The 21,465-nt window shown below is 64.6% G+C and carries 18 protein-coding genes and 3 tRNA genes; 5 read left to right on the forward strand and 16 right to left on the reverse strand.

Going from position 1 to position 21,465, the window contains the following annotated elements:
* Positions 1-1,464, reverse strand: a complete 1,464-nt coding sequence (locus ACY65G_RS26945; protein WP_465000362.1) for an ATPase domain-containing protein — start codon at positions 1,462-1,464, stop codon at positions 1-3.
* Positions 1,465-1,884, reverse strand: coding sequence for a hypothetical protein (locus ACY65G_RS26950; RefSeq protein WP_465000363.1), 420 nt, complete (start codon positions 1,882-1,884; stop codon positions 1,465-1,467).
* Between the two features lie 319 nt (positions 1,885-2,203).
* On the opposite strand from ACY65G_RS26950, the gene ACY65G_RS26955 reads away from it, so the two are divergent.
* From ACY65G_RS26955 to ACY65G_RS26965, 3 genes are all read left to right on the forward strand, one after another.
* Positions 2,204-3,364 carry an MFS transporter gene (locus tag ACY65G_RS26955; RefSeq protein ID WP_465000364.1) on the forward strand — a complete coding sequence of 387 codons (1,161 nt, stop codon included), beginning with the start codon at positions 2,204-2,206 and terminating at the stop codon, positions 3,362-3,364.
* Between the two features lie 70 nt (positions 3,365-3,434).
* Positions 3,435-5,372 (forward strand): helicase-related protein, encoded by a 1,938-nt coding sequence (locus tag ACY65G_RS26960; protein ID WP_465000365.1) that lies wholly within the window; start codon positions 3,435-3,437, stop codon positions 5,370-5,372.
* Between the two features lie 169 nt (positions 5,373-5,541).
* Positions 5,542-6,729 (forward strand): DUF418 domain-containing protein, encoded by a 1,188-nt coding sequence (locus ACY65G_RS26965; protein ID WP_465000366.1) that lies wholly within the window; start codon positions 5,542-5,544, stop codon positions 6,727-6,729.
* A gap of 2 nt (positions 6,730-6,731) precedes the next feature.
* Here ACY65G_RS26965 and ACY65G_RS26970 read toward each other — a convergent pair whose 3' ends face one another.
* The 4 genes from ACY65G_RS26970 to ACY65G_RS26985 form a co-directional block, all read right to left on the reverse strand.
* Entirely contained in the window at positions 6,732-7,331 is a 600-nt protein-coding gene (locus ACY65G_RS26970) for an IMPACT family protein (protein ID WP_465000367.1), read from the reverse strand.
* 81 nt (positions 7,332-7,412) lie between these two features.
* Complete coding sequence (locus ACY65G_RS26975) at positions 7,413-8,600, reverse strand: DesA family fatty acid desaturase (protein ID WP_465000368.1); 1,188 nt, start codon at positions 8,598-8,600, stop codon at positions 7,413-7,415.
* A gap of 139 nt (positions 8,601-8,739) precedes the next feature.
* Complete coding sequence (locus tag ACY65G_RS26980; RefSeq protein ID WP_465000369.1) at positions 8,740-9,309, reverse strand: cohesin domain-containing protein; 570 nt, start codon at positions 9,307-9,309, stop codon at positions 8,740-8,742.
* 97 nt (positions 9,310-9,406) lie between these two features.
* Entirely contained in the window at positions 9,407-12,412 is a 3,006-nt protein-coding gene (locus ACY65G_RS26985; RefSeq protein ID WP_465000370.1) for a reprolysin-like metallopeptidase, read from the reverse strand.
* Here ACY65G_RS26985 and ACY65G_RS26990 point away from each other — a divergent pair.
* Positions 12,402-12,815, forward strand: coding sequence for a hypothetical protein (locus ACY65G_RS26990; RefSeq protein ID WP_465000371.1), 414 nt, complete (start codon positions 12,402-12,404; stop codon positions 12,813-12,815). The two genes, ACY65G_RS26985 and ACY65G_RS26990, sit on opposite strands and share 11 nt — an antisense overlap.
* Positions 12,812-13,732, forward strand: a complete 921-nt coding sequence (locus ACY65G_RS26995; protein WP_465000372.1) for a sulfurtransferase — start codon at positions 12,812-12,814, stop codon at positions 13,730-13,732. The genes ACY65G_RS26990 and ACY65G_RS26995 overlap by 4 nt, the downstream gene beginning before the upstream one ends.
* Positions 13,733-13,751: 19 nt before the next feature.
* On the opposite strand, the gene ACY65G_RS27000 is transcribed toward ACY65G_RS26995, so the two are convergent.
* The 10 genes from ACY65G_RS27000 to ACY65G_RS27045 all read right to left on the reverse strand — a co-directional run bounded on the left by ACY65G_RS27000 (position 13,752) and on the right by ACY65G_RS27045 (position 21,455).
* Positions 13,752-14,216 (reverse strand): hypothetical protein, encoded by a 465-nt coding sequence (locus tag ACY65G_RS27000; protein WP_465000373.1) that lies wholly within the window; start codon positions 14,214-14,216, stop codon positions 13,752-13,754.
* A 259-nt stretch (positions 14,217-14,475) separates the two neighbouring features.
* Positions 14,476-16,686, reverse strand: a complete 2,211-nt coding sequence (locus tag ACY65G_RS27005; protein ID WP_465000374.1) for an OsmC domain/YcaO domain-containing protein — start codon at positions 16,684-16,686, stop codon at positions 14,476-14,478.
* Between the two features lie 204 nt (positions 16,687-16,890).
* Positions 16,891-16,966 (reverse strand) — tRNA-Lys (locus ACY65G_RS27010).
* Positions 16,967-16,988: 22 nt separating this feature from the next.
* Positions 16,989-17,064 (reverse strand) — tRNA-Lys (locus ACY65G_RS27015).
* A gap of 59 nt (positions 17,065-17,123) precedes the next feature.
* Positions 17,124-17,199 (reverse strand) — tRNA-Lys (locus ACY65G_RS27020).
* 130 nt (positions 17,200-17,329) lie between these two features.
* Positions 17,330-18,085, reverse strand: a complete 756-nt coding sequence (gene ybgF / locus ACY65G_RS27025) for a tol-pal system protein YbgF (RefSeq protein ID WP_465000375.1) — start codon at positions 18,083-18,085, stop codon at positions 17,330-17,332.
* 92 nt (positions 18,086-18,177) lie between these two features.
* Entirely contained in the window at positions 18,178-18,708 is a 531-nt protein-coding gene (pal, locus tag ACY65G_RS27030) for a peptidoglycan-associated lipoprotein Pal (protein ID WP_130185537.1), read from the reverse strand.
* 51 nt (positions 18,709-18,759) lie between these two features.
* Positions 18,760-20,022 (reverse strand): Tol-Pal system beta propeller repeat protein TolB, encoded by a 1,263-nt coding sequence (gene tolB / locus ACY65G_RS27035; protein WP_465000376.1) that lies wholly within the window; start codon positions 20,020-20,022, stop codon positions 18,760-18,762.
* 8 nt (positions 20,023-20,030) lie between these two features.
* Positions 20,031-21,011, reverse strand: a complete 981-nt coding sequence (gene tolA, locus ACY65G_RS27040) for a cell envelope integrity protein TolA (RefSeq protein WP_465000377.1) — start codon at positions 21,009-21,011, stop codon at positions 20,031-20,033.
* A gap of 3 nt (positions 21,012-21,014) precedes the next feature.
* Positions 21,015-21,455: an ExbD/TolR family protein gene (locus ACY65G_RS27045; RefSeq protein WP_465000378.1), complete on the reverse strand. Its 441-nt coding sequence runs from the start codon at positions 21,453-21,455 to the stop codon at positions 21,015-21,017.
* Between the last annotated feature and the right edge of the window lie 10 nt (positions 21,456-21,465).

Genomic DNA, 21,465 nt, shown 5'->3' on the forward strand with positions numbered 1-21,465 from the left:
CTAGAGGCTGTTCGAGGAAGGATGGCCCGAGAGCATGCCGTCGAAGCCGACCTTCATGTCGTCGACCTCGATGCCGTTGTCGGTAATCCGGAAGGCGCGCAATGCATTACTGTGCGAGCAGCCGCGCATCTTGACGACCGAAATCACCTTGGTCAGCTCGCCCCCCATCTCGACATAGCGGGTGGCGATGATGCCGTCCGTCAGGAAGGCGATCTCGGCATCGGCAAAGCGCAACTCGGTAAAACGGTCTTCGGTGCCCATCGTGACCAGCACGGTGACGCCCCGCTTGGCCAGGCTGGAAAGGATGCGGAATACGGTCAGCCGGAATTCGCGCCGGAATTCCGGTGCCAGGTACAGCAGGAACTCGGACAGCGAATCGATGACGACGCGCTGCGCGCCCGTCTCGTCGATCGCGATGAGCAGGTCTTCCAGCAATTCGTCGGCGGTCAGGTCGAGCGCGCGGCTCTCGACGATCCGCACGTGGCCCGCCTGCACCATCTCGGCCAGCGCCGCGTTGCGCAGCCGCGCCGTGCCTTTCTCGAAGTAGCACGCCACGCCTTTCTCGCCCTGGCGCACGCCTTCGCCCAGGAAGGCGGTGCCGAGGATGGTCTTGCCGGAGCCGGAAGGGCCGCTGACCAGGATCGAATGGCCTTGCGGGATGCCGCCATGCAAAAGCAGGTCCAGCGAGGGGACGCCGATGGAGATACGGCGCGCCTCGCGGTCCACCGGCATGCCGGGAATCCGGTCGGCGGCCAGCGGCGGCAGCACGCGCGGGAAGATGCGCACGCCGTCGTCGCCGATGCGGAACGTGTGCATGCCGGCCATGTGCGCCTGGCCGCGCATCTTGACGACGCGGATCTTGCGCACGGTCGAGTTCTCCTGCTGGGACTGCGACAGTGCCAGCACGCCATCGGCCACGGTCATGATCGGGTTGGCTTCGGCTTCCACGTGCACGTATTCGCCGATCAGGAACGTGGTGGCTTGCCAGCTGGTCATGCGCGTGCCCAGTTCCTGGATGAAGTGCTGCAGGTCGGCGATGCCTTCGCTGCCGCTGCGGGCCGTCTGGGCCACGGAACGGAACGAGTCGACAAACACCAGGCTGGGCGAGAACGCCTCGACCTCGAGCATGATGCGGTCCAGTACGCCGGAAAAGTCACCGCTGCGCAGGTCGTCTGCCAGGTTCACATAGCGGATCGCGCTGCCAACCTTGTCGAGCTGGAAGAAGCCGAACTGCTGCTGGTAGCGCAGCATCTTCAGCGGCGGCTCGCCCAATACGGTGAAGAACAGCGCGCGCCGCTCGGGCGTGGCCAGCGCGAACATCATCTGGTGGGCCAGCGTCGTCTTGCCGCTGCCGGGAGCGCCGGCGATCAGGTTGAAGGAATATTCGCCCAGTCCACCCCCGAGCAGGGTATCCAACCCCGGCACGCCGGTTTCCAGCAATCCCAAGCTAACTTTGTCGGTCATTTACTTCTGCTCCCCTGCATTGTTTGGTGCCTGTACGCCATTCCATGCCGTATCGATCAGCTGTGTCGTCAGCGCTTCGCCGATCAGCTCGGAAAGCAGCCGCGTGAATGCCATCAGCATGGCTTCGTTCGCCAGCGCCGCCTGCGCCGGTTCTGCTCCGGCAAGGTCTTTTCCCAGTGTGCGGAACAAGGCATCCAGCGGCTGCGACGACGGGCCGATGCTGAGGCACTCGTGCTGCTGCGCCAGCAGCCGCCCGGTTCGCCCGTAGAGTGCGCCGAACCCGATCTCGCCGATCAGGGGGCTCAGGTGCACCGCCAGCGAGCGCCAGGGCAGCAGGTGCCGCTCGGCCGCATCCGCGCTGCCGGGCTGTGCCAGCATCGCGCGAATCACTTGCCGGCGCTTCTCGTCTTTGTTATTCATGCATGCTGATCAGTATAGGTGTGCTGGGCGATCGAGGCGCATGCCTAGTCGCCGGTGGCGGCCATTATAGCTGCGCCTACGAGAGAGACAGGGCATGCGGGACTAATCGTGCAACTTATTGTGTGCTGCACAATCCTCGCATTGTTGATTTGGTAACGCAATGAAATTCGCGACCGAAATCCACGCGTTGCAGCGCCAAGCAGGATTGGCGGGACCATGCTATCCTGCCCGGCTTCGTTTTTTCCGGCTGTCCCTCATGCAAGAAGCAAACCTTCCAGATTCACAAATTCCGTCCATCATCGCCCCGCGTGGCGCCGGCATGGCCGAGCTGGCACTGGCCATCGGCGGGCTGGCCATCGGCACCGGCGAATTCGCGTCGATGAGCATCCTGCCCCTCGTGGCGCAGGATCTCGGCACCACGCTGCCCGACATGGGCCACATGATCAGCGCCTATGCGCTGGGCGTGGTCGTGGGCGCGCCGCTGATCACGATCTTCATGGCACGCATGCCGCGCCGCATGATGCTCATGATGCTCATGCTGATGTATGCCGTCGGCAATATCCTGGGAGCGCTGGCACCCACGCCGGGGCTGCTGATTGCGGCCCGTTTCGTGGCCGGCATTCCGCACGGCGCCTATTTCGGCGTGGCAGCCCTTGTCGCCGCGGCACTGGTCACGCCCGACAAGCGCGCACAGGCCGTGGGCCGGGTGATGCTGGGCCTGACGGTGGCCAACATCTTCGGCGTGCCGCTGGCCACGTGGCTGGGGCAGGTGATGGGCTGGCGTTCGGCGTTCGCGATCGTCGGCGGCCTGGCGTTCCTGACCGTGGCCATGGTGTATGTGTTCCTGCCGTTCATTGCCGCTGGTAACGCCAGCATCCGCGGCGAACTGGGCGTGTTCCGCCGGGTGCAGGTATGGCTGACGCTGCTGATGGTGGCGATCGGCTTCGGCGGCATGTTCGCGATGTACACGTACGTGACGCCGACGCTGCAGCAGATCACGCAGGCGTCGCCGCTGGAAATCTCCGTGCTGCTGGGCCTGATCGGCGTGGGCATGACGGTCGGCAGCCTGGTCGGCGGCTGGCTGGCCGACCGCAACCAGACCGCCACCATCTTCGGGGTGCTGATCTGGGAAGCGCTGGTGCTGGCCGCCTTTGCCTACACGAGCTCGAACCTGTGGCTGACCGGCCTGAACCTGTTCCTGATCGGTACCGGCATCGCCGTGGTGCCGGCCGTGCAGACGCGCCTGATGGACGTGGCCGGCGATGCGCAGACGGTGGCCGCGGCGCTGAACCATTCCGCGTTCAACATCGCCAACGCCCTGGGCGCCTGGGCCGGCGGCATGACGATCGCGGCAGGTTACGGCCTGCAGTCGACCGCGCTGGTCGGCGCCGTGCTTCCGCTGGGCGGCATCATCGTGCTGGCGATCGCACTGGCCCTGGAACGCAGCGGTGGCGCGCGCGCCGCCGTGCCGGCCGCCTGATACCGCACCTGTGCAACGGCTGTCCGGGCCGCGAGCTATACTCGTGGCCCGATAGCGAACCAGTACGGCAATGACGGAAGAATTCGACGACGAACGGCTGGGCCTCGAACTCGGCCTGGCGGAGCGCGGCATCGCGCTGATGAAACTGGAGGGCAGGGTCTTCCTGCGCTTCGACGGCACGGCCGATGCCGGCGGCCTGCGCGTGCCTTATGCACTGGTGCCCGCGCAGGGCGTGCTGGCCAAGCCGTCGAAATGGCGCAAGCTCGATGCCGAGGCGCGCGCCGCGCTGGTGCGCGAGCGCTCCACCGAGCGCGCACTGCGCGAACTGCATGACAGCACGGTGGCGTTCGTGCGCGAACTTGCCGCCGAGTGCGAGGAATTCGGCCTCGCGCCGATGGACTTCCTGCATACGCTGGCCGATGTGCAGACGTCCGAGCCGGCGTCGGTCGTGTTCGACCGTATCCGCCAGCGGCTGGGCCATGCCGTGGAGCGGCAGCGCGAGGAGCAGCATGCCGAGCGCACCCGCCAGAGCATCAACCTGGCCGAATACCCCGCGTCGTTCGAAGTGGCGCGGCGCCTGCCCCGCAAGTTCGTCGCGCTGCTGGGCCCCACCAATTCCGGCAAGACCCACAAGGCGATGGAAGCGCTGGCCAAGGCCGCCAGCGGCGTGTACCTGGCGCCGCTGCGCCTGCTGGCGCTGGAGAACTACGAGCGCCTGCTCGACGTGTCGCGGCACGGCAAGCCGCTGGCCGTCAGCCTCGTTACCGGCGAGGAACGCAGGATCGCGGAAAATGCCACCCATGTCGCCAGCACGGTCGAGATGCTCGATACCCGCACGCCGGTCGACGTGGCCGTGATCGACGAGATCCAGATGCTGGCCGACCGCGACCGTGGCGCTGCGTGGACCGCGGCGGTGTGCGGCGCGCCGGCCCGCACCGTGTACCTGGTGGGGGCGCCGGAAGCGCGCCGCGCCGTGGAAGCGCTGGCCGAACGCCTCGAATGCCCGATCGAAGTACACGTGATGAAACGCAAGGGGCCGCTGTCGATGGAAGACGGCCCGGTGCGCAAAGTAAAGAACCTGCGGCCGGGCGATGCGCTGATCGCATTCTCGCGGCGCGACGTGCTGATGTGGCGCGACATGGTGGCCGAGATGGGCCATTCGGTGGCCACCGTGTATGGCAACCTGTCGCCCGAGGTGCGGCGCGCACAGGCGCAGCGCTTCCGTGACGGCGAAGCCGACATCGTCGTCGGCACCGATGCCATCGCGATGGGCCTGAACATGCCGATCCAGCGCATCGTGATGACCTCCACCGTGAAGTTCAACGGCTACGAGGAAGAGGAAATCCCCGCGCCGCTGGCGCGCCAGATCGCCGGCCGCGCAGGGCGCTACGGCATCCACGAGGAAGGCCTGGTGGCCGGCTACGACGCCGACAGCCACGAGGTGATGCGCTCGCTGCTGAAGGAAAAACCGGTGCCCCTGAACACGAGCGGCTTCGCCGTGGCCCCCACGCTGGAGCACCTGCACCGCATCGCGGCCGTGACGCAGGAAACGTCGCTCGCCAAGCTGCTCAAGCGCTTCATCCACAATATCGACGTGCCGGACGGCTTCTTCTACCCGCGCATCACCGAGGACCAGATGGATCGGGCCCAGTGGCTCGACACGCTGCCGCTGTCGGTGGCCGACAAGTTCGCGCTGTCGCTCGTGCCCGTATCGACCAAGGTGCTCGCCTTGCAGCGCGCCTGGGAACACTGGTGCGTGGCGCTGTCGAAAAAGCGCATCACGCGGCTGCAGCCGGACGACCACCAGCTGTACCACATGACCTTGCAGGAAGTGGAAGACACGTGCCGCCTGTATTCCGCGTATGCCTGGCTGGGTTACCGGCTGCCCGAGTATTTCCCCGATATCGAGCTGGCGCTGGAACTGTCGCGCCAGGCATCCGAACGGGTCGATACGATGCTGCAGGACCAGAACACGTCGTCGCGCCGGCGCCACCACCGGCGGCGCTGATCCACCACGTCGTGCCACCCCAAACCGGTGCAGGGTCCGGTTACGCAGCCTTTGCATCACGTCGGCCTGTTACCCGCGCCGATATGCGCACGGGGATGCGTGTCCTGCGCTGGTAATTGGCAACGTTTTCATCCACAATCGGCGGCACCGTCATTTCCACAGGTTCGCGATGCCGCCCACTTCCTCCCGCCTGGATCTCGTCGATGCGCTGCGCGGCTTCGCCATCGTGTCGATCATGCTGTTGCATAACCTCGAGCATTTCGACCTGTACCACCTGCCGGCCGGCCAGCCGGACTGGCTGGTGGCGCTGGACCAGGGCATCTGGGACACGATGTTCTTCCTGTTCGGCGGCAAATCCTATTTGATCTTCGCGCTGCTGTTCGGCGTGACGTTCCACCTGCAGTTCGCGCGCCGGGCCGCCGCCGGCGAGGACTTCCGCCCCCGTTTCGCCTGGCGCATGGTGCTGCTGCTGGGCTTCGGCATGCTCAACTCGCTGTTCTACCAGGGCGACATCCTGTCGTTCTATGCCGTGATGTCGTTCACGCTGCTGCCGGTGGCACGGCTCGGCAACCGGGCAGTGCTGGCGATTGCGGCGCTGCTGCTGCTGCAACCCTATATCTGGGTCGCCGTGCTGCAGGCGCTGCCGCAGCCGGATGCGAAGCTGGCCGATCCGGCATCCTGGGCATACTTCGGCCAGGCCAAGGAGTACATGACGGGCGGCACGCTGCTGCAGACTTACCTCGGCAACGCCACGACCGGCAAGGCGGCGGCGGTGCTGTGGAGCTGGGAAAACGGCCGCTTCTTCCAGATTCCGGCATTGTTCATGCTCGGCATGCTGGCCGGTCGTGCCGGCGTGTTTGCCTTGTCCGATGCGAATCGCGCCTTCTGGCGCCGGCTGCTGGTGCTGGCCGTCGTGAGTTTCGCGGCGCTGTACGTGGCCACGCTGGGTGTCGATGCCGCGGTGTCCGGCAGCGCGCTGCGCCGGCCGCTGCTGGTGATCGTCAAGTCCTGGTCGAACTTCGCGCTGATGGGCGTGATCGTTGCCGCATTCGCGCTGCTGTACCAGCGCGGCACGCTGGTCCGGGCATTGAACATGTTCGCGCCGCTGGGCCGGATGAGCCTGACGAGTTATATGGCGCAGTCGGTGGTCGGCACCGCGCTGTACTACCACTTCGGCTTCGGCCTGTACCAATACACGGGCGCTACCGCGTGCCTGCTGATCGGCGTGGTGCTTGCCGTGTTACAGGGATGGTTCTCGGCCTGGTGGCTGCGCCAGCACAAGCAGGGGCCGCTGGAAACGCTGTGGCACCGGGCCACGTGGATCGGCAGCGGCCGCACCCGGGAGGCCGCCGCCTGAGTTCACGCCTGTTGGTCGTCGCGCACCCACAGCACCCGGCCGTTGCCCGCCTCGTTCAGCCGTTCCACGAGCGCTTGCGCCGCAGTTTCCGGCAGGCTGAAGTGGAAAACCACGTCATTGCCATGTGCCACTTCCAGTAGCGTCGCCCCTGCGGCGTCCAGTTCGCGCCGCAGCAAGCCTTCCAGCGCATAGGGTACCGAGCAGCGCAGCTCGCGCGACTTGACGATGGCGATGCGGTCGGCCTGCAGCAGTGCCTGGGCGACGCCATCCGTATAAGCACGCACGAGCCCGCCCGCACCGAGCTTGACGCCGCCGAAGTACCGCACCACGGTGGCCAGCACGCCTTCCAGGTCCTGGTGGCGCAGCACGTCGAGCATCGGGCGGCCGGCAGTACCGCTGGGTTCGCCATCGTCGACGGCGGCCGACTGGCCGCCGGCCAGCAGGGCCCAGCACACATGCGCGGCGCCGGGATGCTCGGCCTTCAGGCGCGCCACGACCGCCTGCGCGGCGGCACGGTCGGCCATCGGCTGCACGCAGGCGATGAAGCGGCTTTTCTTGATCAGGAGTTCGGCGGAGCAGGGGGCGGCGAGGGTGTTCGGCATCGGTGGCTGGAGGAGGGCGGACCCGCCGATTGTAACCGGCGGCCCGGCCGCGCCGGAAGGCGCGGTGCCGTGGCCGCCCGGTCAGGCGTAGCTGCGCAGGCGCGCCGCGAACTCGCGCAGCATGCCGATGCCGGAACGTTCGGCCTGTTCGCACCACTGGCGCAGGTGGGCCAGCAACTCTTCCGGTGCCGCATGCTGGCGCTGCCACAGTTCGGCCAGTTCGGCACGCAGTTGCTGCATCTTCTGCAGGGCGCCGCGGTGATGGAGGAACAGCGCCAGCGACGCGGCCTGTTCGGCCGTGACGAGGCCCGGATCGCGGCGCAGCAGCCGGTACACCTGGGCCAGGAAACGCTTGTCGAACACCACGTCGTGCGGCTGCCTGGCATCCTGCCGGAACGCCCGGCGCAGCATGCGCGCATAGCGGGCCATCACTTCATGCCGGTTGTCGATGATGGCATGCAGCGTGTGCAGGTCGGCCACCGGCTTGGCGGGCATGCGCCGTGGCCGCGGCGCCAGGCGCGTTACCCGGGCCAGCCCGCATGCCTGCAGCAGCCGGATGTACAGCCAGCCGATGTCGAACTCGAACCAGCGCGACGACAGCCGCGCCGACGTGGGATATGTGTGGTGGTTGTTGTGCAGTTCCTCGCCACCGATCAGCAGGCCGAGCGGCACGATATTCGTTGCGGCATGGGGGCCGTCGTAGCTGCGGTAGCCCCACCAGTGCCCCAGGCCATTGATGATGCCGGCCGCGGTCACGGGGATCCACAGCATCTGCACGGCCCACACGGTGAGGCCGATGACGCCGAACAGCGCCACGTCGATCACGAGCATGAGGCCCAGGCCCTGCCACACATAACGGGAATACACGTGCCGCTCCACCCAGTCGTCGGGCGTGCCGGCGCCATATTGCACCACCGTGACGGGATTGCCGGCTTCGGTGCGGTATAGCTCGGCGCCTTGCGCCAGCACGCGGCGGATGCCGAACACGGCCGGGCTGTGCGGGTCGCCGTCGAGCTCGCAACGCGCATGGTGCTTGCGGTGCACGGCCACCCACTCGCGCGTGACCATGCCGGTGGTGAGCCACAGCCAGAAGCGGAAGACATGGCTGGCCGCCGGATGCAGCGTCAGTGCGCGGTGCGCCTGGCAGCGGTGCAGGTAGATGGTGACGGCGGCGATCGTGACGTGCGTCAGCGCCAGCGTGCCGGCAGCGATCGCGATGGTGCTCCAGCCGAGCAGGCCGTGCGACAGGAAGGCGAGGAAGGCATCCATGCTGGTCCTTTCCGGGGGAGGTAAACCAGCTTAGGCAATTTCCGCGGGAAAGTCGATGCGTGCCCATCAACCCGGCCCGGCACGCTCTCCAAAAAAAACGGGCCGCACGAGGCGGCCCGGCGGGGACGTCGACCGTCGATCAGCCGCGTGCGGCTACCTGGCGCCGGCGCAGCGCCGCCACGCCGACCAGGCCCACGCCCAGCATCAGGTAGGTGGACGGTTCGGGCACGGCCGAGACCAGGATCGAACCCGCGGCAACGCTGGTGGCGATGTCGCCCTCAGCGCTGTCGAGCAGCAATACATCGGAGAACGTCAGCGCCGAGGTGCCGGCGCCGATGGTCTGGAACGTGATCGTTGCCAGGCTGCCACCGCCGGAAATGCCGGGCAGGCTGGCGCCCACCAGCGAGTTGGCCACATACGACAGCGTGCCTGCCGCGTTGTCGAGGTAGCCGGTGACAGGCCCCGTGGGGTAGCCGCTGAAGATATCGCCCAGCACGACCGAACTGACCTGCAGCACGGTCGGGTCGAACGCCAGCGAGAACTGATAGGTGTACAGATCGGTCACGTCCGACACCTGCACGTCCAGCTCGATGACCTGGCCGACGGTTGCCGGATTCGGGGTCGCAACAGGCGTCAGCGTTGCCGCATAAGCCTGGAAGCTGGCTGCGCTCAGCAGCGCGGCGCCGAGGTATTTCTTCCATCCATTCATTTGTTTCTCCTGTTTGCCCTGGGGGGCAGTGATCGGTAATGCCGGCCGGGCAACCCGGCCGGTAAGGCACGCGCCCTGCATGCGCGCTCGACAGCGGTCAGTTGCAGGACGATCCCTGCGTGACGCGACGGGCCACGTAGTTCAGGTCGCGTGCGTCGATGACGCCATCCTGGACGACGTCGGCACGGGCGTCGAAGCCGGGCTGGCCGGTGCGCTTGCCGAACGCGGAACGGATGATGCCCAGGTCCGCACAGTCTACGACGCCGTCAGTGTTGATGTCGCCCGACAGGTTGATCTTGAAATCCACGTTCGACACGTCGAAGAACACATTGCCGAGCGCCTCCACCTTGACGCGGGCCTTGGTCGTGGCCACCGCCGGCAGCATTACCGGGGCGCTGCCGTCGTTCGGCGTGCTGGCGGCCAGCGTGTGCCCCCAGGTCTTGCCGCCATCGGTCGACAGCGAGATCTTCACGTTCTGCACGCCGACCGGGGCCGTGTTCGTGTTGGCCACGCTCCACGTCACGGTCTGCGTCGAACCGGCCTCGAGCGTGGTAGCGCCGTTCGGTGCCGTCACGAGGAAGGGGCCGGCCGCATGCGCCAGCACGAGCCGCGTGTCAGCGCTGCTGACGCCGCCACGGCCGTCACGCGCCGTGAGCCGGAAGTTCAGCGATGCCGGGCTGGCATTGACACCTTCGTAGCCCACGTAATCGGGCGTCGGCAGGAATTCGGCGAAGCACTCGATATTGGCGGCGGTCGGCGTGCCGGCCGGCGTGGGGCAGGCGCCCGTCTGCGCGTTGGTGTTGTTCGCCAGGATCTGGTCGATGTCCGGGAACACGCGGGTCGGGTTGGTGGTCACGTGGTTCTGGCCGGGCGAGTTGTACTTGATCGTGTCGGCGCTGGTGACGACGGCGCGCTTGCCGAACTGGCTGAACAGCGGGCCGTTCGTCTTCACGTTGTCGAGCAGTGCCGTACCATCTTCGCCGCCGCGGTCGTTCTGCTCCCACAGGTAGGTGATCGTGTCGCCATCGGCATCGGTGGCGTCGCCGGTCAGGGCGAACGGCGTGCGCACCGGGATCGTGTAGCTGGCGGGCGCCGTGACCAGCGGGGCGCTGTTGCCGGTGCCGGACACGCTGCCGCCGCGCCGCGTCAGGCCGCCGGCGGTGATTTCGCCGGCGATGCCGCTGGCGCCGGCCGAGAAGTTCGCCAGTTCCAGCTGGGCGATATTGGTGCCCGCCAGCGTGCCGCCGTAGGTGACCGTGAAGCCGTTGTTGTTGACGCCGCTGACCGTGACGGTGGCGCCGGCCGGCCAGCCGGCGATGCCCTGGATCGCGGCCTTGATGCCCGCGGGCGTGTAGTTCGTGCCGCGCACGATGGGCACCGACAGGTTGCCGCCCCAGCTGATCTGGAACCGCGCGCCGCTGGCGGTGAAGTTGCGCAGCGCAGCCGCCTGCACCTCGTTGAGCGAGGACTCGCCACCCGATGTGTAGGCGACGATTTCATCGAAGCTGCGCTGCGACCAGTACGGGTCGCTGTGCGGCTGCACGTTGTCGGTCTCGCAAATGCCGGCGTACGCCATGATCGACGAGCCGCTGCCGGTTTCGACCGAGGTTTCCGGATTGCGGTTGCCGCCGGCGCAACTGCCGTTGACGCCGTTGAACGTGTGGTTGCCGGAGAACTGGTGGCCGATTTCGTGGGCCACATAGTCGACCGCGAAGTAGTCGCCCACCGGCGTGGGGACGCCCGTGCAACCCTGTGCTTTCGCGTTGCCGCCGACAACGCCCAGGCTGGCGATGCCGCCGCCGTTCAGGCCGAAGGCAATGTGGCCGATATCGAAATTGCTGGCGCCGACCAGCAGGCCGGTGACGATGCGGTTGCGTTGCAGCGTGCTGCTGCCGCAGCCGGATGCCTGGCTGGTGGTGTAGCACGCCGCGCCGCCGCAAGGGCCGTTGGCGCCCGTCATCTGCGCGTCCGTATCGAGGTTCAGCGCATCGTTGCCGTCGACCAGCACGAGGCGGATCGAGGTTTCGTCTTCGTAGATCTGCGTGACGCGGTTGATCAGCGTGACCTTGGCTGCCGTGACGTTGGCGGAACCGCCGAAGTAGCTGGCGTACGACGGATCGGTCACGAGCGCGAGCCGGTAGGTGCGCAGCTGGTTGCCAACGACGGCGCTGGCGGCCGCGGCGGCATCGACCACGTGGTAGGAAGCGGTGGTGGTGGCGCGGCCGTCGCTGGCGACGACTTCGAAGGCGCCGCTGCTGCCGGCCGGCAGCGTGATCGAGACGACGCCATTGGCATCGGCCGTGGCCACGGCGCTCTGCACTGCGGAGGTTTCGCCTTCCGCGCGCACGGTGATGTTCACGCTCGCGCCCGGCGCGAAGTTCAGGCCGCGCACCTCGAGGTTGTCGCCTTCCTTGTAGAAGCCGCGCGACAGCGTCAGCTGCGCTTCGCCCATCGCGGCCTCCACGAGCGGACCGTGCTGGTTGGTCAGGTCGCGGGAGTAATAGCTGGCATACAGGCTGTCGTCGAGATGGTAGTAGGGGTCGACGTACCAGCCGCCGTTCGGCGAGCGCACGGAGGCGTGCAGGCCCAGCTTGGTCATGTCCATCCGCAGCGTGGCGGACGGGTCGTCGATGCCCTTGCCGCGGTAGGTCTTGATGTCGGGGTGCTTGGCCGCCAGGCCCGCCTCCATGATCGGCGATTCGACCAGGGCAAAACGCTGGTAGCCGCCGTCCGGGTGGGGCAGCGAGATCGTCAGCGTGGTGGGGACTTCGCCATCGCCGCGCTCGGCCGGCGCGCCGGCCGTCACGCCCTTCATGCCATTCCTGTCCAGCGTGGTGGCATGGAAACGCTTGAGTTTCAGGGCAGGCTTCTTGACGACATTGCCGGTGGAAAGCGAGTCCGTCGGTACGGCGACGCTTTGCCAATGCGGCGCGGCGCGCTGGAGGGACACTGCGGTGGTGGCCGCCTGTGCAGCATGCGCGATCGGCGCGACTGCGGTGAAGGCGAGGGCGATACAGAGGGCCAGGGAGGATTTCACGCCCGGCACGTTGCGCATCTGCTGCAGCCCGCCGTGGTGCGGCGGGTTCGACGGCTTGATTCTCATGCAATGTCCTTTCACGACTTGGTTTGCTCTACGCGGTGGTCTTCTTGTGTTGCCTCTTTCTGCGGTTCCCATTGCTTCCACCGTCTCGGGCGGCGGTTGTCGTTCTGGCGATGATAAAAATAAGTCAATACAACTCAACAATACTATTGCCGGTTTGTTACATAACTCAAGCATAATTTTCAGGCGCGTTGTAAAGACGATGAAAACCTTGCCAGAGCTTGCTTTAAAGGGGCCGCGGAAGGTCTTTATTGCGGGTTTTGCTGCCCGTTGCGACCGGATTGCGCCATGCAAGCAAGGTGTGCCGCCACTTTTCGGGGACGGGCATGCACCGGGGCGCGATACAATGGCCAGCTTTTTTCATGCGCCGCGCCTTGTGGCCGATCCCAACCCCCGATTGCCTTGAACCGCGTTCCTCACCTGTCCGAAACCTGCCCGCGTGCCGACCTGGTCCGTGGCCGCCAGCTCGTCAGCGCGAGGCAGCTTGCGGCCATGACTGCCGATGGAACGATCGCTGCCGGTTGGCGCCTGTTCGAAGCGGGATGCGGGGCGTTGCGCGGGTTCATGGCAGCGCACATCCCCGGCGCGGCCTACCTCGATACCTGCGTATTCGAAGGCGGCCCTTTGTGGAACAAAGTGCCGGACGACGCGCTGCTGCGCGTGCTGCTGGCGCATGGCATCCGGCACGATACGACCGTGATCCTGTACGGCCGCAACAACCTGGCCGCCGCGCGCGTGGCGCACCTTCTGCTGTATGCGGGCGTGGCCGATGTGCGGCTGCTCGATGGCGGCTTCGCCGCCTGGCAGGCCGGCGGATATGCCTGCAAAGCGGGCGACGGGCGCGTGCCCATCCCGGTGGACGGTTTCGGGGCGCCGTTTCCCGCGCATCCGGAATACCTGGTCGGCATGGAGGAGGCACGCGCATTGCTGGCGCGGCCGGACGCGGTGCTGGCCAGCATCCGCAGCGAAGCGGAATTCATCGGAAAAGTGTCGGGATACAGCTATATCGCCGCGCGGGGCGACATTCCCGGCGCATCATGGGGCAGGGCGGGGGCCGACGGCGACGTCAACAGCATGAGCGCCTACCAGTGCGCCGATGGACGCATGCTGCCGGCCGCCGCGATCGCCGCCATGTGGGAGGCGGCCGGCATCACGCTCGGCCGGCGCGTCGCGTTTTATTGCGGCACGGGGTGGCGGGCGTCGATGGCGTTCTTTTATGCGTGGCTGATGGGATGGGAAGACATCGCCGTGTATGACGGCGGATGGCTGGAATGGAGCAACGAGGCGGGTGGTGGTGCGCGGTGTGCGACGGGCACGGGCTGAAGATTCGCATCGCAACCATTTAGACAGCAGGTTGAGGATTGCTCGACAGTGTAAAAAAACGGCGGAAACCAAAAGGTCGTCTCACCCCTTTCGGATCCGCAAAAAAGGGAAGCATCACAAGGCCCTCGGGTCGAAGGGTCAACTGCCATGGGGCTCCACCAAAAAATTGGAACTGCACCATATGTGCGGTGGGAATGCGCAGGTTTGAAAACGATCCTGTCGAATACATCGCCCCTAGTACGGCTGAATCGATGATGGTTAAATCAGGCCGAAGCAGATAGATGCGCAACATTTCCTCATTCGGCACATCGTCGGTTACAAAGGCTAGATAGCCGCCTCCCCAATCGAGCGCTGCTTCGAGCGTGGCGCCAGCAATCGTTACTTCGCTGGACGTGCCGTCGATGATGATTTCACTCACCGGTTCGGCATTATCCGCAGGGCGTACAAGCTGTAACGCAAAGCATGAAAGGGGAAGGCGCTTCATTTTGACTACCGTAAATAGGTCATGGCAGGAGCCTAGGAAAAATGGCTGAGCCACAAGCATAGAAGCGACGCTTGCTAGCGATATTGCCTTTTATCAACTATTTGGCTGAGCAGGATATCTGTCTGAAGTCAGGTGCTCGACGCTCATGTACGTCCGCAAAAAAAACGCCAACCCAATGGTTGGCGTTTTCGTCAGGTGCTGGCTATCCTTGCCTTCACTGTGTTGTAGTAAACGAAGGCACTGTTATTGGTAAGGCAGATTACTCTTGGCCAGCGATACCCGCCGCCTTCGCCCGCGCCACGTGCAGCTTCCTGTAGCTGTCGAGCAGCCGGTGATGCCGGTCCAGCCCCTCGAGCTTCATGCTCGTCGGCGTCAGGCCATGGAAGCGCACGCTGCCGTCGACGGAGCCCAGCACGGCATCCATACGCGGATCGCCGAACATGCGGCGGAAATTGACCACGTAGTCGTCCAGTTCCAGGTCGTCGTCCAGTGCCACTTCCAGCACGGCTTCCAGCGCCTGGTAGAACAGGCGGCGTTCGACCGTGTTGTCGTTGTACTGCAGGAAGGCGCCCACCAGTTCGTGCGCGGGCTCGAACTGCTTCAGGGCGAGGTGGATCAGCAGCTTGAGCTCCAGCACGGTCAGCTGGCCCCAGTCCGTGTTTTCGTCGAACTCGATGCCGATCAGCGTGGCGATGTCGGAGTATTCGTCCAGCTCATTGTTTTCCAAGCGTTCCAACAGGTCTTCCAGCGTTGCGTCGTCCAGGCGATGCAGGTTCAGAATGTCTTCGCGGAACAGCAGCGCCTTGTTGGTGTTGTCCCAGACGAGATCCTCGATCGGATACACCTCGGAATAGCCCGGCACCAGGATGCGGAAGGCAATCGCGCCCAGGCCGTCGTGCACCGCCATGTAGACTTCCTTGCCCATCTCTTCGAGGATGCCGAGCAGCGTCGCGGCTTCGTCGGCATTCGAGTTTTCGCCGTGGCCGGAAAAATCCCACTCGACGAACTCGGTATCGGCTTTCGCGCTGAAGAAGCGCCACGACACGATGCCACTCGAATCGATGAAGTGCTCGACGAAGTTGTTCGGTTCCTTGACGGCATGGCTGGAAAAGGTAGGCCGCGGCAGGTCGTTCAGGCCTTCGAAGCTGCGGCCCTGCAGCAGTTCCGTCAGGCTGCGTTCCAGCGCCACTTCGAAACTCGGGTGCGCGCCGAACGAGGCAAACACGCCGCCGGTGCGCGGGTTCATCAGCGTCACGCACATGACCGGGTATTTCCCGCCCAGCGAAGCATCCTTCACGAGTACCGGGAAACCCTGCTCTTCCAGCCCGGCGATGCCGGCCAGGATGCCCGGGTATTTCGCCAGCACTTCCTGCGGCACGTCGGGCAAGGCCATTTCGCCTTCGAGGATCTCGCGCTTCACCGCCCGTTCGAAGATCTCGGACAGGCATTGCACCTGTGCTTCGGCCAGCGTATTGCCGGCACTCATGCCATTGCTGACATACAGGTTTTCAATGAGGTTGGTCGGGAAATACACGATTTCGCCGTCCGAATGCCGCACATACGGCAGCGAGCAGATACCGCGCTCGGCGTTGCCGGAATTGGTGTCGACCAGGTGCGAGCCGCGCAATTCGCCGTCCGGATCGTAGATGTCACGGCAGTAGTCATCCAGGATTTCAACCGGCAGCGCATCCTTGCGGCCAGGCTTGAACCAGCGCTCGTTGGGGTAGTGCACGAACGGCGCGTTGGCGATCTCCTCGCCCCAGTACTGGCCCGCGTAGAAGTGGTTGTTGCTCAGCCGCTCGATATATTCGCCCAGCGCCGAAGCCAGTGCGCTTTCCTTCGTCGCCCCCTTGCCGTTCGTGAAGCACATCGGCGAATGCGCGTCGCGGATATGCAGCGACCACACATTGGGAATGATATTGCGCCACGAAGCGATTTCGATCTTGATGCCCAGGCCCGCCAGCAGGCCCGACATATTGGCGATGGTCTGCTCCAGCGGCAGGTCCTTGCCGACGATATAGGTGGCCGAATCGGACGACGGGTTCAGCGTCAGCAATGCCTGCGCATCCGCATCCAGGTTTTCCACCTCTTCGATCACGAATTCCGGACCTGCCTGCACCACCTTTTTCACCGTGCAGCGCTCGATGGAGCGCAGGATGCCCTGACGGTCCTTTTCCGAGATATCGGCCGGCAATTCCACCTGGATCTTGAAGATCTGCTGGTAGCGGTTTTCCGGGTCGACGATATTGTTCTGCGACAGGCGGATATTTTCGGTGGGGATATCGCGGGTATTGCAGTACAGCTTCACGAAATAGGCCGCGCACAGCGCCGACGAGGCCAGGAAGTAGTCGAACGGCCCCGGAGCCGAACCGTCGCCCTTGTAGCGGATGGGCTGGTCGGCGATGACCGTGAAGTCGTCGAACTTGGCTTCCAGGCGAAGCTTGTCGAGGAAGTTGACCTTAATTTCCATGAGATAGTCCCAGATTGTGTAATTCAGCCGCCATTATCCGCTTTTTCCTGCGCCAGGCCGCCGCTTCCCCGAGCATGTCCAGGTGCAAGACAAGCCACGCGTGGCGGCGCAGGAAGAGGTAACAAGGAGGTAACGGTGTGCTTCGGCGAACAGGGTTCGGAAAACAAAAACGCCAACCCGAAGGTTGGCGTTTTCGCGAAATCTTGGTAGGCCGTGCGGGATTCGAACCTGCGACCAACGGATTAAAAGTCCGCTGCTCTACCAGCTGAGCTAACGACCCAAGGTAAAACAATATTCTGCAATGGTAGGCCGTGCGGGATTCGAACCTGCGACCAACGGATTAAAAGTCCGCTGCTCTACCAGCTGAGCTAACGACCCTTTGCAAAACATGCACAACTACGCAACAGTAACAATGCAACTTCGCTGCGTCTTTCGAGTGGTAGGCCGTGCGGGATTCGAACCTGCGACCAACGGATTAAAAGTCCGCTGCTCTACCAGCTGAGCTAACGACCCTCCGAAAGAAGCGGGATTATAGGATGGCCCGGCCGTTCCTGTCAAATGCTTAGGAGCATCGAATTATGCCGGAACGGTCGGGCCGGCCCCGGCTGGTACGAACCCGGCCGCAGCAGGGCCGGGCAGAACCTTATTTGCCGCCCAGCCGCTCCTTGGCCGTGCGGGCCGCCGCGGTGTTCGGATAAGCCTTGATCAGCTCGTTCAGCGTTTTCTTGGCATTGTTGACGGCCTTCAGCTCCGTCTGGCAGCTGGCGATGTTCAGCATCGCGTCCGCGGCCTTCGGGCTGTCCGGGTAGTTCTTCACCACGGCCTGCTGGGCCACGATGGCCGCCTTGCAGTCGCGGTTCGCGTAATGGGCGTTGCCGAGCCAGTACTGGGCGTTGGCCGCATAGGCGGAAGCCGGGTAGCGGCGCACGAAGCCTTGCAGCGCCGTGGCGGCGCCTTCATAGTCGCCTTCCTTGAACTGCTGCATCGCGGCGTCGTAGGCGTTCTGCTCGGACTGGTCGACCGATGCCGTCTGGCCATCGATTTCCACCTGGCGCGGTTCCAGCGCGCGCAGGCGCTTGTCCATGTCGGCGTACAGGTCCTTCTGGCGCTTCGAGGCCACTTCGATCTCGTTCTGCAGCACTTCGACCTGGCCGCGCAGGCGGGCGATTTCCTGCATCGTCTGGTCGTGCTGGGCGATCAGGTCCAGCGTCGATGTCTTGTCCGCTTTCGTGTCCAGGCGGGTGGTCAATTCCTTGGACAGCGCTTCCACCTTGGCGCGCAGGTCGAGGATGGCGCGGCGCGCTTCGTCGTCGTCGAACACGCCGGCGGCGGCATGCAGGGAGAAGGTGGCCACGGCCAGCGCGACAGCGGACTTCGTGATCCGAGCGAATTTGATCATGTTCTAAACGCTTTCAATGAAAAAAACGGGGCAGCGCGCAGTATAACTTGCGCGCTGCCCCGTCTGTACGATCTCAGGATCGTGACTGGCGATTACTTGTAGACGATGTCGGCGCGGCGGTTCTGTGCCCACGCTTCTTCGTTGCTACCGGTTGCCTTCGGCTTTTCCTTGCCCAGCGAAACGGCTTCGATCTGGCCTTCCGACACGCCCAGCGCGACCATCGAACGCTTCACGGCTTCGGCACGCTTCTGGCCCAGGGCCAGGTTGTATTCGGCGCCGCCGCGTTCGTCGGTGTTGCCTTGGATCAGGATGTTGCGGCCGGTGTTCTTGGTCAGGTAGCCGGAGTGGTTGGTCACTACCGATTTGCCATCTTCGCGCACGACATAGCTGTCGAAGTCGAAGTACACGCTGCGCTGTGCCAGCACGCCCTGCGGATCATCCAGCGGATCGATCGACTTGGTTTCGACCGGTGCCACGGCACGGGTGTCCTGCGCTGCCGCTGGTGCTTCGGCTGGCTTGCTTTCCACTACCGGTGCCGGCTCGGAAACCTTGACGGGGCTCGAGCAAGCTGCCAGCAGGGCGGCGCTGCTGATGATGAAGGCGATGCTTTTTACGTTACGCATGTTGATTCTCCTGGTCGTTGTGAAAGGTCTTTACTGCCTGTTTTACTTCTTTTACTTCATGAAAGGACCCCAGGTGGGCTCCTTGATTGCTCCGGCCTGAATGGTCAGGCGCTGCTTGACCCGGCCGTCCACCGACACCACCGCCAGGGCCTTGCGCCCGCCCGATTCGGTCGAGTACAGGATGTACTTGCCGTTCGGAGCGAAGCTGGGGGCCTGGTCGTTCGTGTTATCCGACAAACGGAGCTCCTGGCCGCTTGCCAGATCCATCACATAGAGCTGGAAGTTGCCGTTGCGCCGGGAAATATAGGCCAGCGTCTTTCCATCGGAGGAAATGCGCGGGCTGATGTTGTAGTTACCCTTGAACGTCACGCGCTGCGCATCGCCGCCGTTCGCACTCATCCGGTAGATCTGCGGGCCGCCGCTGCGGTCGCTGGTGAAATAGATCGACTGGCCGTCCGCGGAGAACTGCGGTTCGGTATCGATGCCGCTGCTGTTTGAGATGCGGCGGATGCCGCCGCCGCTGCTGTTGGCGATATAGACCTGGGTATTGCCCGTTTTCGACAGCGCCAGCGCGATGCGGCTGCCGTCCGGCGACCAGGAGGGGGCCGAATTGCTGCCGCGCTCGTTGGCGATGACGGTACGCTGGCGGGTGATCAGGTTCTGCACGTAGATCACCGGCTTCTTCTGCTCGAACGACACGTAGGCCACCTTGGTGCCGTCCGGCGACCAGGATGGCGAAATGATCGGTTCGTTCGACGACAGCGCCAGCTGCACGTTCTCGCCATCGGCATCGGCCACTTCCAGGCGATACGACTTGCCCTGTTGCGTCACGTAGGCGATGCGGGTGGCGAAGATGCCGCGCACGCCGGTCAGTTTTTCGTACACGTCGTCGGCGATCTTGTGGGCCGACAGGCGGGTGAATTGCGCAGGCGCCTGCTGGTCCAGCTGCGAGATCTTCGTGTTCTGGATCGTCGACATGAGCTTGTAGCGCACGTCGTACGTGCCGTTCGCCGCCTTCTGCACGGTACCGACCACGAGCGCATCCGCGCCGCGCGCCTTGTAGGACGCCGCATCGACGCTGTTGATGTCGCTGATCGTGCCGGCATCGATCACCTTGAAGGCGCCGCTACGCTCCAGGTCGGTCTTGATGACCTTGGAAATCTGCGTGGGCGACTGGCCTTCGTCGACGAAGGCGGCGACCGCCACGGGAATCTGGTTGCTGCCGACGCCCGAGATTTCCACGCGCAGTTGCGCCTGGGCGGTCAGGCTGGCCAGCATGCCAGCGGTGAGGAACAAGGTGTTTAGTTTTTTCATGTTTCGCGTCAAGGCAAGTCTTTCAAATTAAAGTTGGCATTGATATCCCGTTCCACCGTGCCGTCTTTCTTTTTCGGCAGAGGCGACGATTTGTTGATCGCGTTCTCCACTGCGGCATCGTAGGCGGGAATCCCGCTGCTCTTGATCTTTCGGACCGAAATGATTTCCCCAGTCGGCAATTGCGAAATCTTGAACTCGGCACGCGGATTGCCGGGAACATCCTGGCTGCCCGCGTAGCTGATATTGCTCTTGATCTTGGCCGTGATGGCGGCCACGTAGCCACTGTCCATCCGCGGCGCGGTCGATTTCTCGGCCGTGCCCGAAGTGCCGCCCGCCGCGCCCGTGATGCGGCGCATTTCTTCCGAGCGGATCTTCGCCAGGCGGTCGGCTTCCTTCTTCTCCGCGGCCTTCTTCGCGGCCAGCTGTTTCTTCTTCTCTTCCTCGGCCTGCTTCTTCTCGGCCTTCTCCTCGGCCAGCCGGCGTTCCTTTTCCTCTTCCTCGCGCTGTTTCTTTTCTTCTTCCTTCTTCTTCTGCTCGGCGAGCTTGCGTTCCTTCTCGTCCTCGAGCTTCTGCTTGCGCTTCTCCTCGGCCTTCTCGGCCGCGAGGCGCTTTTCCTCTTCCTTCTTCTCGCGTTCCTTCTTCAGCGCGATCTCCGGATCGGGCTTCGGTGGCGTCACCTCGCGCGGCGGCGTCGGGGCCGGCGTCGGGGCGGGGGGCGGCGGAACCGGTTCAGGCTCGGGCGTGGGGGCAGGCTCCGGCGCGGGGTCCGGTTCCTCGGCGGGCGGCGGCGGCGGTGCCGCCTGCTGCGTCGTCAGGTCCCATACTTCCGCTTCCACGGCCACCGGTTCCGAACTTTGCCAGTTGATGCCACCCCACAGGAACAGGAACAGCAGCGCGTGCGTGGCCAATGCCAGGCCGAACGCGCGCCAGCCGCTGTCGTGCCGGGGGACCCGGTAAGGGCCGCCCGCTGTAGCTTCCTTGTTCTCCATGCCTTACTTCGTCGCCAGACCGACGCGTGTGATGCCCATCTTCTTCGCTTCGGAAATCAGCTGGATCACATCGTCATACTTGCTTTCCTTGTCGCCGGCGATCAGCACCGGATAATCGGGATGATCCTCGTGCAGCACCGCCAGCTTGCGCACCAGCGCATCGCGGTTCGGCGCCGTTTCCGGCGCATCCGCATTCTTGCCCGCGACGCCGATCGACAGCGCACCGTTGGGTTTCAGGGTGACCTGGATGTAGGCATCCGGTGGCCGCACCGACTTTTCCGCATGCGGCAGGTCGATCGAGCTCGGATTGTTCGAGCTCGGCATCACCATGAAGATGATCAGCAGGCACAGCATCACGTCGATGTACGGCACAACGTTGATCTCGGATTTCAGCTTGCGGCCGCGGCCGCCGCGCATGCTGTTGCTGTTGAAGGACGATGCCATGGTGGTCCCT

It is taken from the genome of Pseudoduganella sp. jia 12, assembly GCF_055502675.1.

Bases quoted from the DNA above. Each gene is read 5' to 3' on its own strand.
- ACY65G_RS26985 (WP_465000370.1), bottom strand. From the start codon at position 12,412: ATGAGAATCAAGCCGTCGAACCCGCCGCACCACGGCGGGCTGCAGCAG.
- ACY65G_RS26965 (WP_465000366.1), top strand. From the start codon at position 5,542: ATGCCGCCCACTTCCTCCCGCCTGGATCTCGTCGATGCGCTGCGCGGC.
- ACY65G_RS26975 (WP_465000368.1), bottom strand. From the start codon at position 8,600: ATGGATGCCTTCCTCGCCTTCCTGTCGCACGGCCTGCTCGGCTGGAGC.
- ACY65G_RS27045 (WP_465000378.1), bottom strand. From the start codon at position 21,455: ATGGCATCGTCCTTCAACAGCAACAGCATGCGCGGCGGCCGCGGCCGC.
- ACY65G_RS26950 (WP_465000363.1), bottom strand. From the start codon at position 1,884: ATGAATAACAAAGACGAGAAGCGCCGGCAAGTGATTCGCGCGATGCTG.
- ACY65G_RS27000 (WP_465000373.1), bottom strand. From the start codon at position 14,216: ATGAAGCGCCTTCCCCTTTCATGCTTTGCGTTACAGCTTGTACGCCCT.
- ACY65G_RS26970 (WP_465000367.1), bottom strand. From the start codon at position 7,331: ATGCCGAACACCCTCGCCGCCCCCTGCTCCGCCGAACTCCTGATCAAG.
- pal (WP_130185537.1), bottom strand. From the start codon at position 18,708: ATGCGTAACGTAAAAAGCATCGCCTTCATCATCAGCAGCGCCGCCCTG.
- ACY65G_RS26960 (WP_465000365.1), top strand. From the start codon at position 3,435: ATGACGGAAGAATTCGACGACGAACGGCTGGGCCTCGAACTCGGCCTG.
- tolB (WP_465000376.1), bottom strand. From the start codon at position 20,022: ATGAAAAAACTAAACACCTTGTTCCTCACCGCTGGCATGCTGGCCAGC.
- ACY65G_RS26980 (WP_465000369.1), bottom strand. From the start codon at position 9,309: ATGAATGGATGGAAGAAATACCTCGGCGCCGCGCTGCTGAGCGCAGCC.
- ACY65G_RS26955 (WP_465000364.1), top strand. From the start codon at position 2,204: ATGGCCGAGCTGGCACTGGCCATCGGCGGGCTGGCCATCGGCACCGGC.
- ACY65G_RS26945 (WP_465000362.1), bottom strand. From the start codon at position 1,464: ATGACCGACAAAGTTAGCTTGGGATTGCTGGAAACCGGCGTGCCGGGG.
- ACY65G_RS27005 (WP_465000374.1), bottom strand. From the start codon at position 16,686: ATGGAAATTAAGGTCAACTTCCTCGACAAGCTTCGCCTGGAAGCCAAG.
- tolA (WP_465000377.1), bottom strand. From the start codon at position 21,011: ATGGAGAACAAGGAAGCTACAGCGGGCGGCCCTTACCGGGTCCCCCGG.
- ybgF (WP_465000375.1), bottom strand. From the start codon at position 18,085: ATGATCAAATTCGCTCGGATCACGAAGTCCGCTGTCGCGCTGGCCGTG.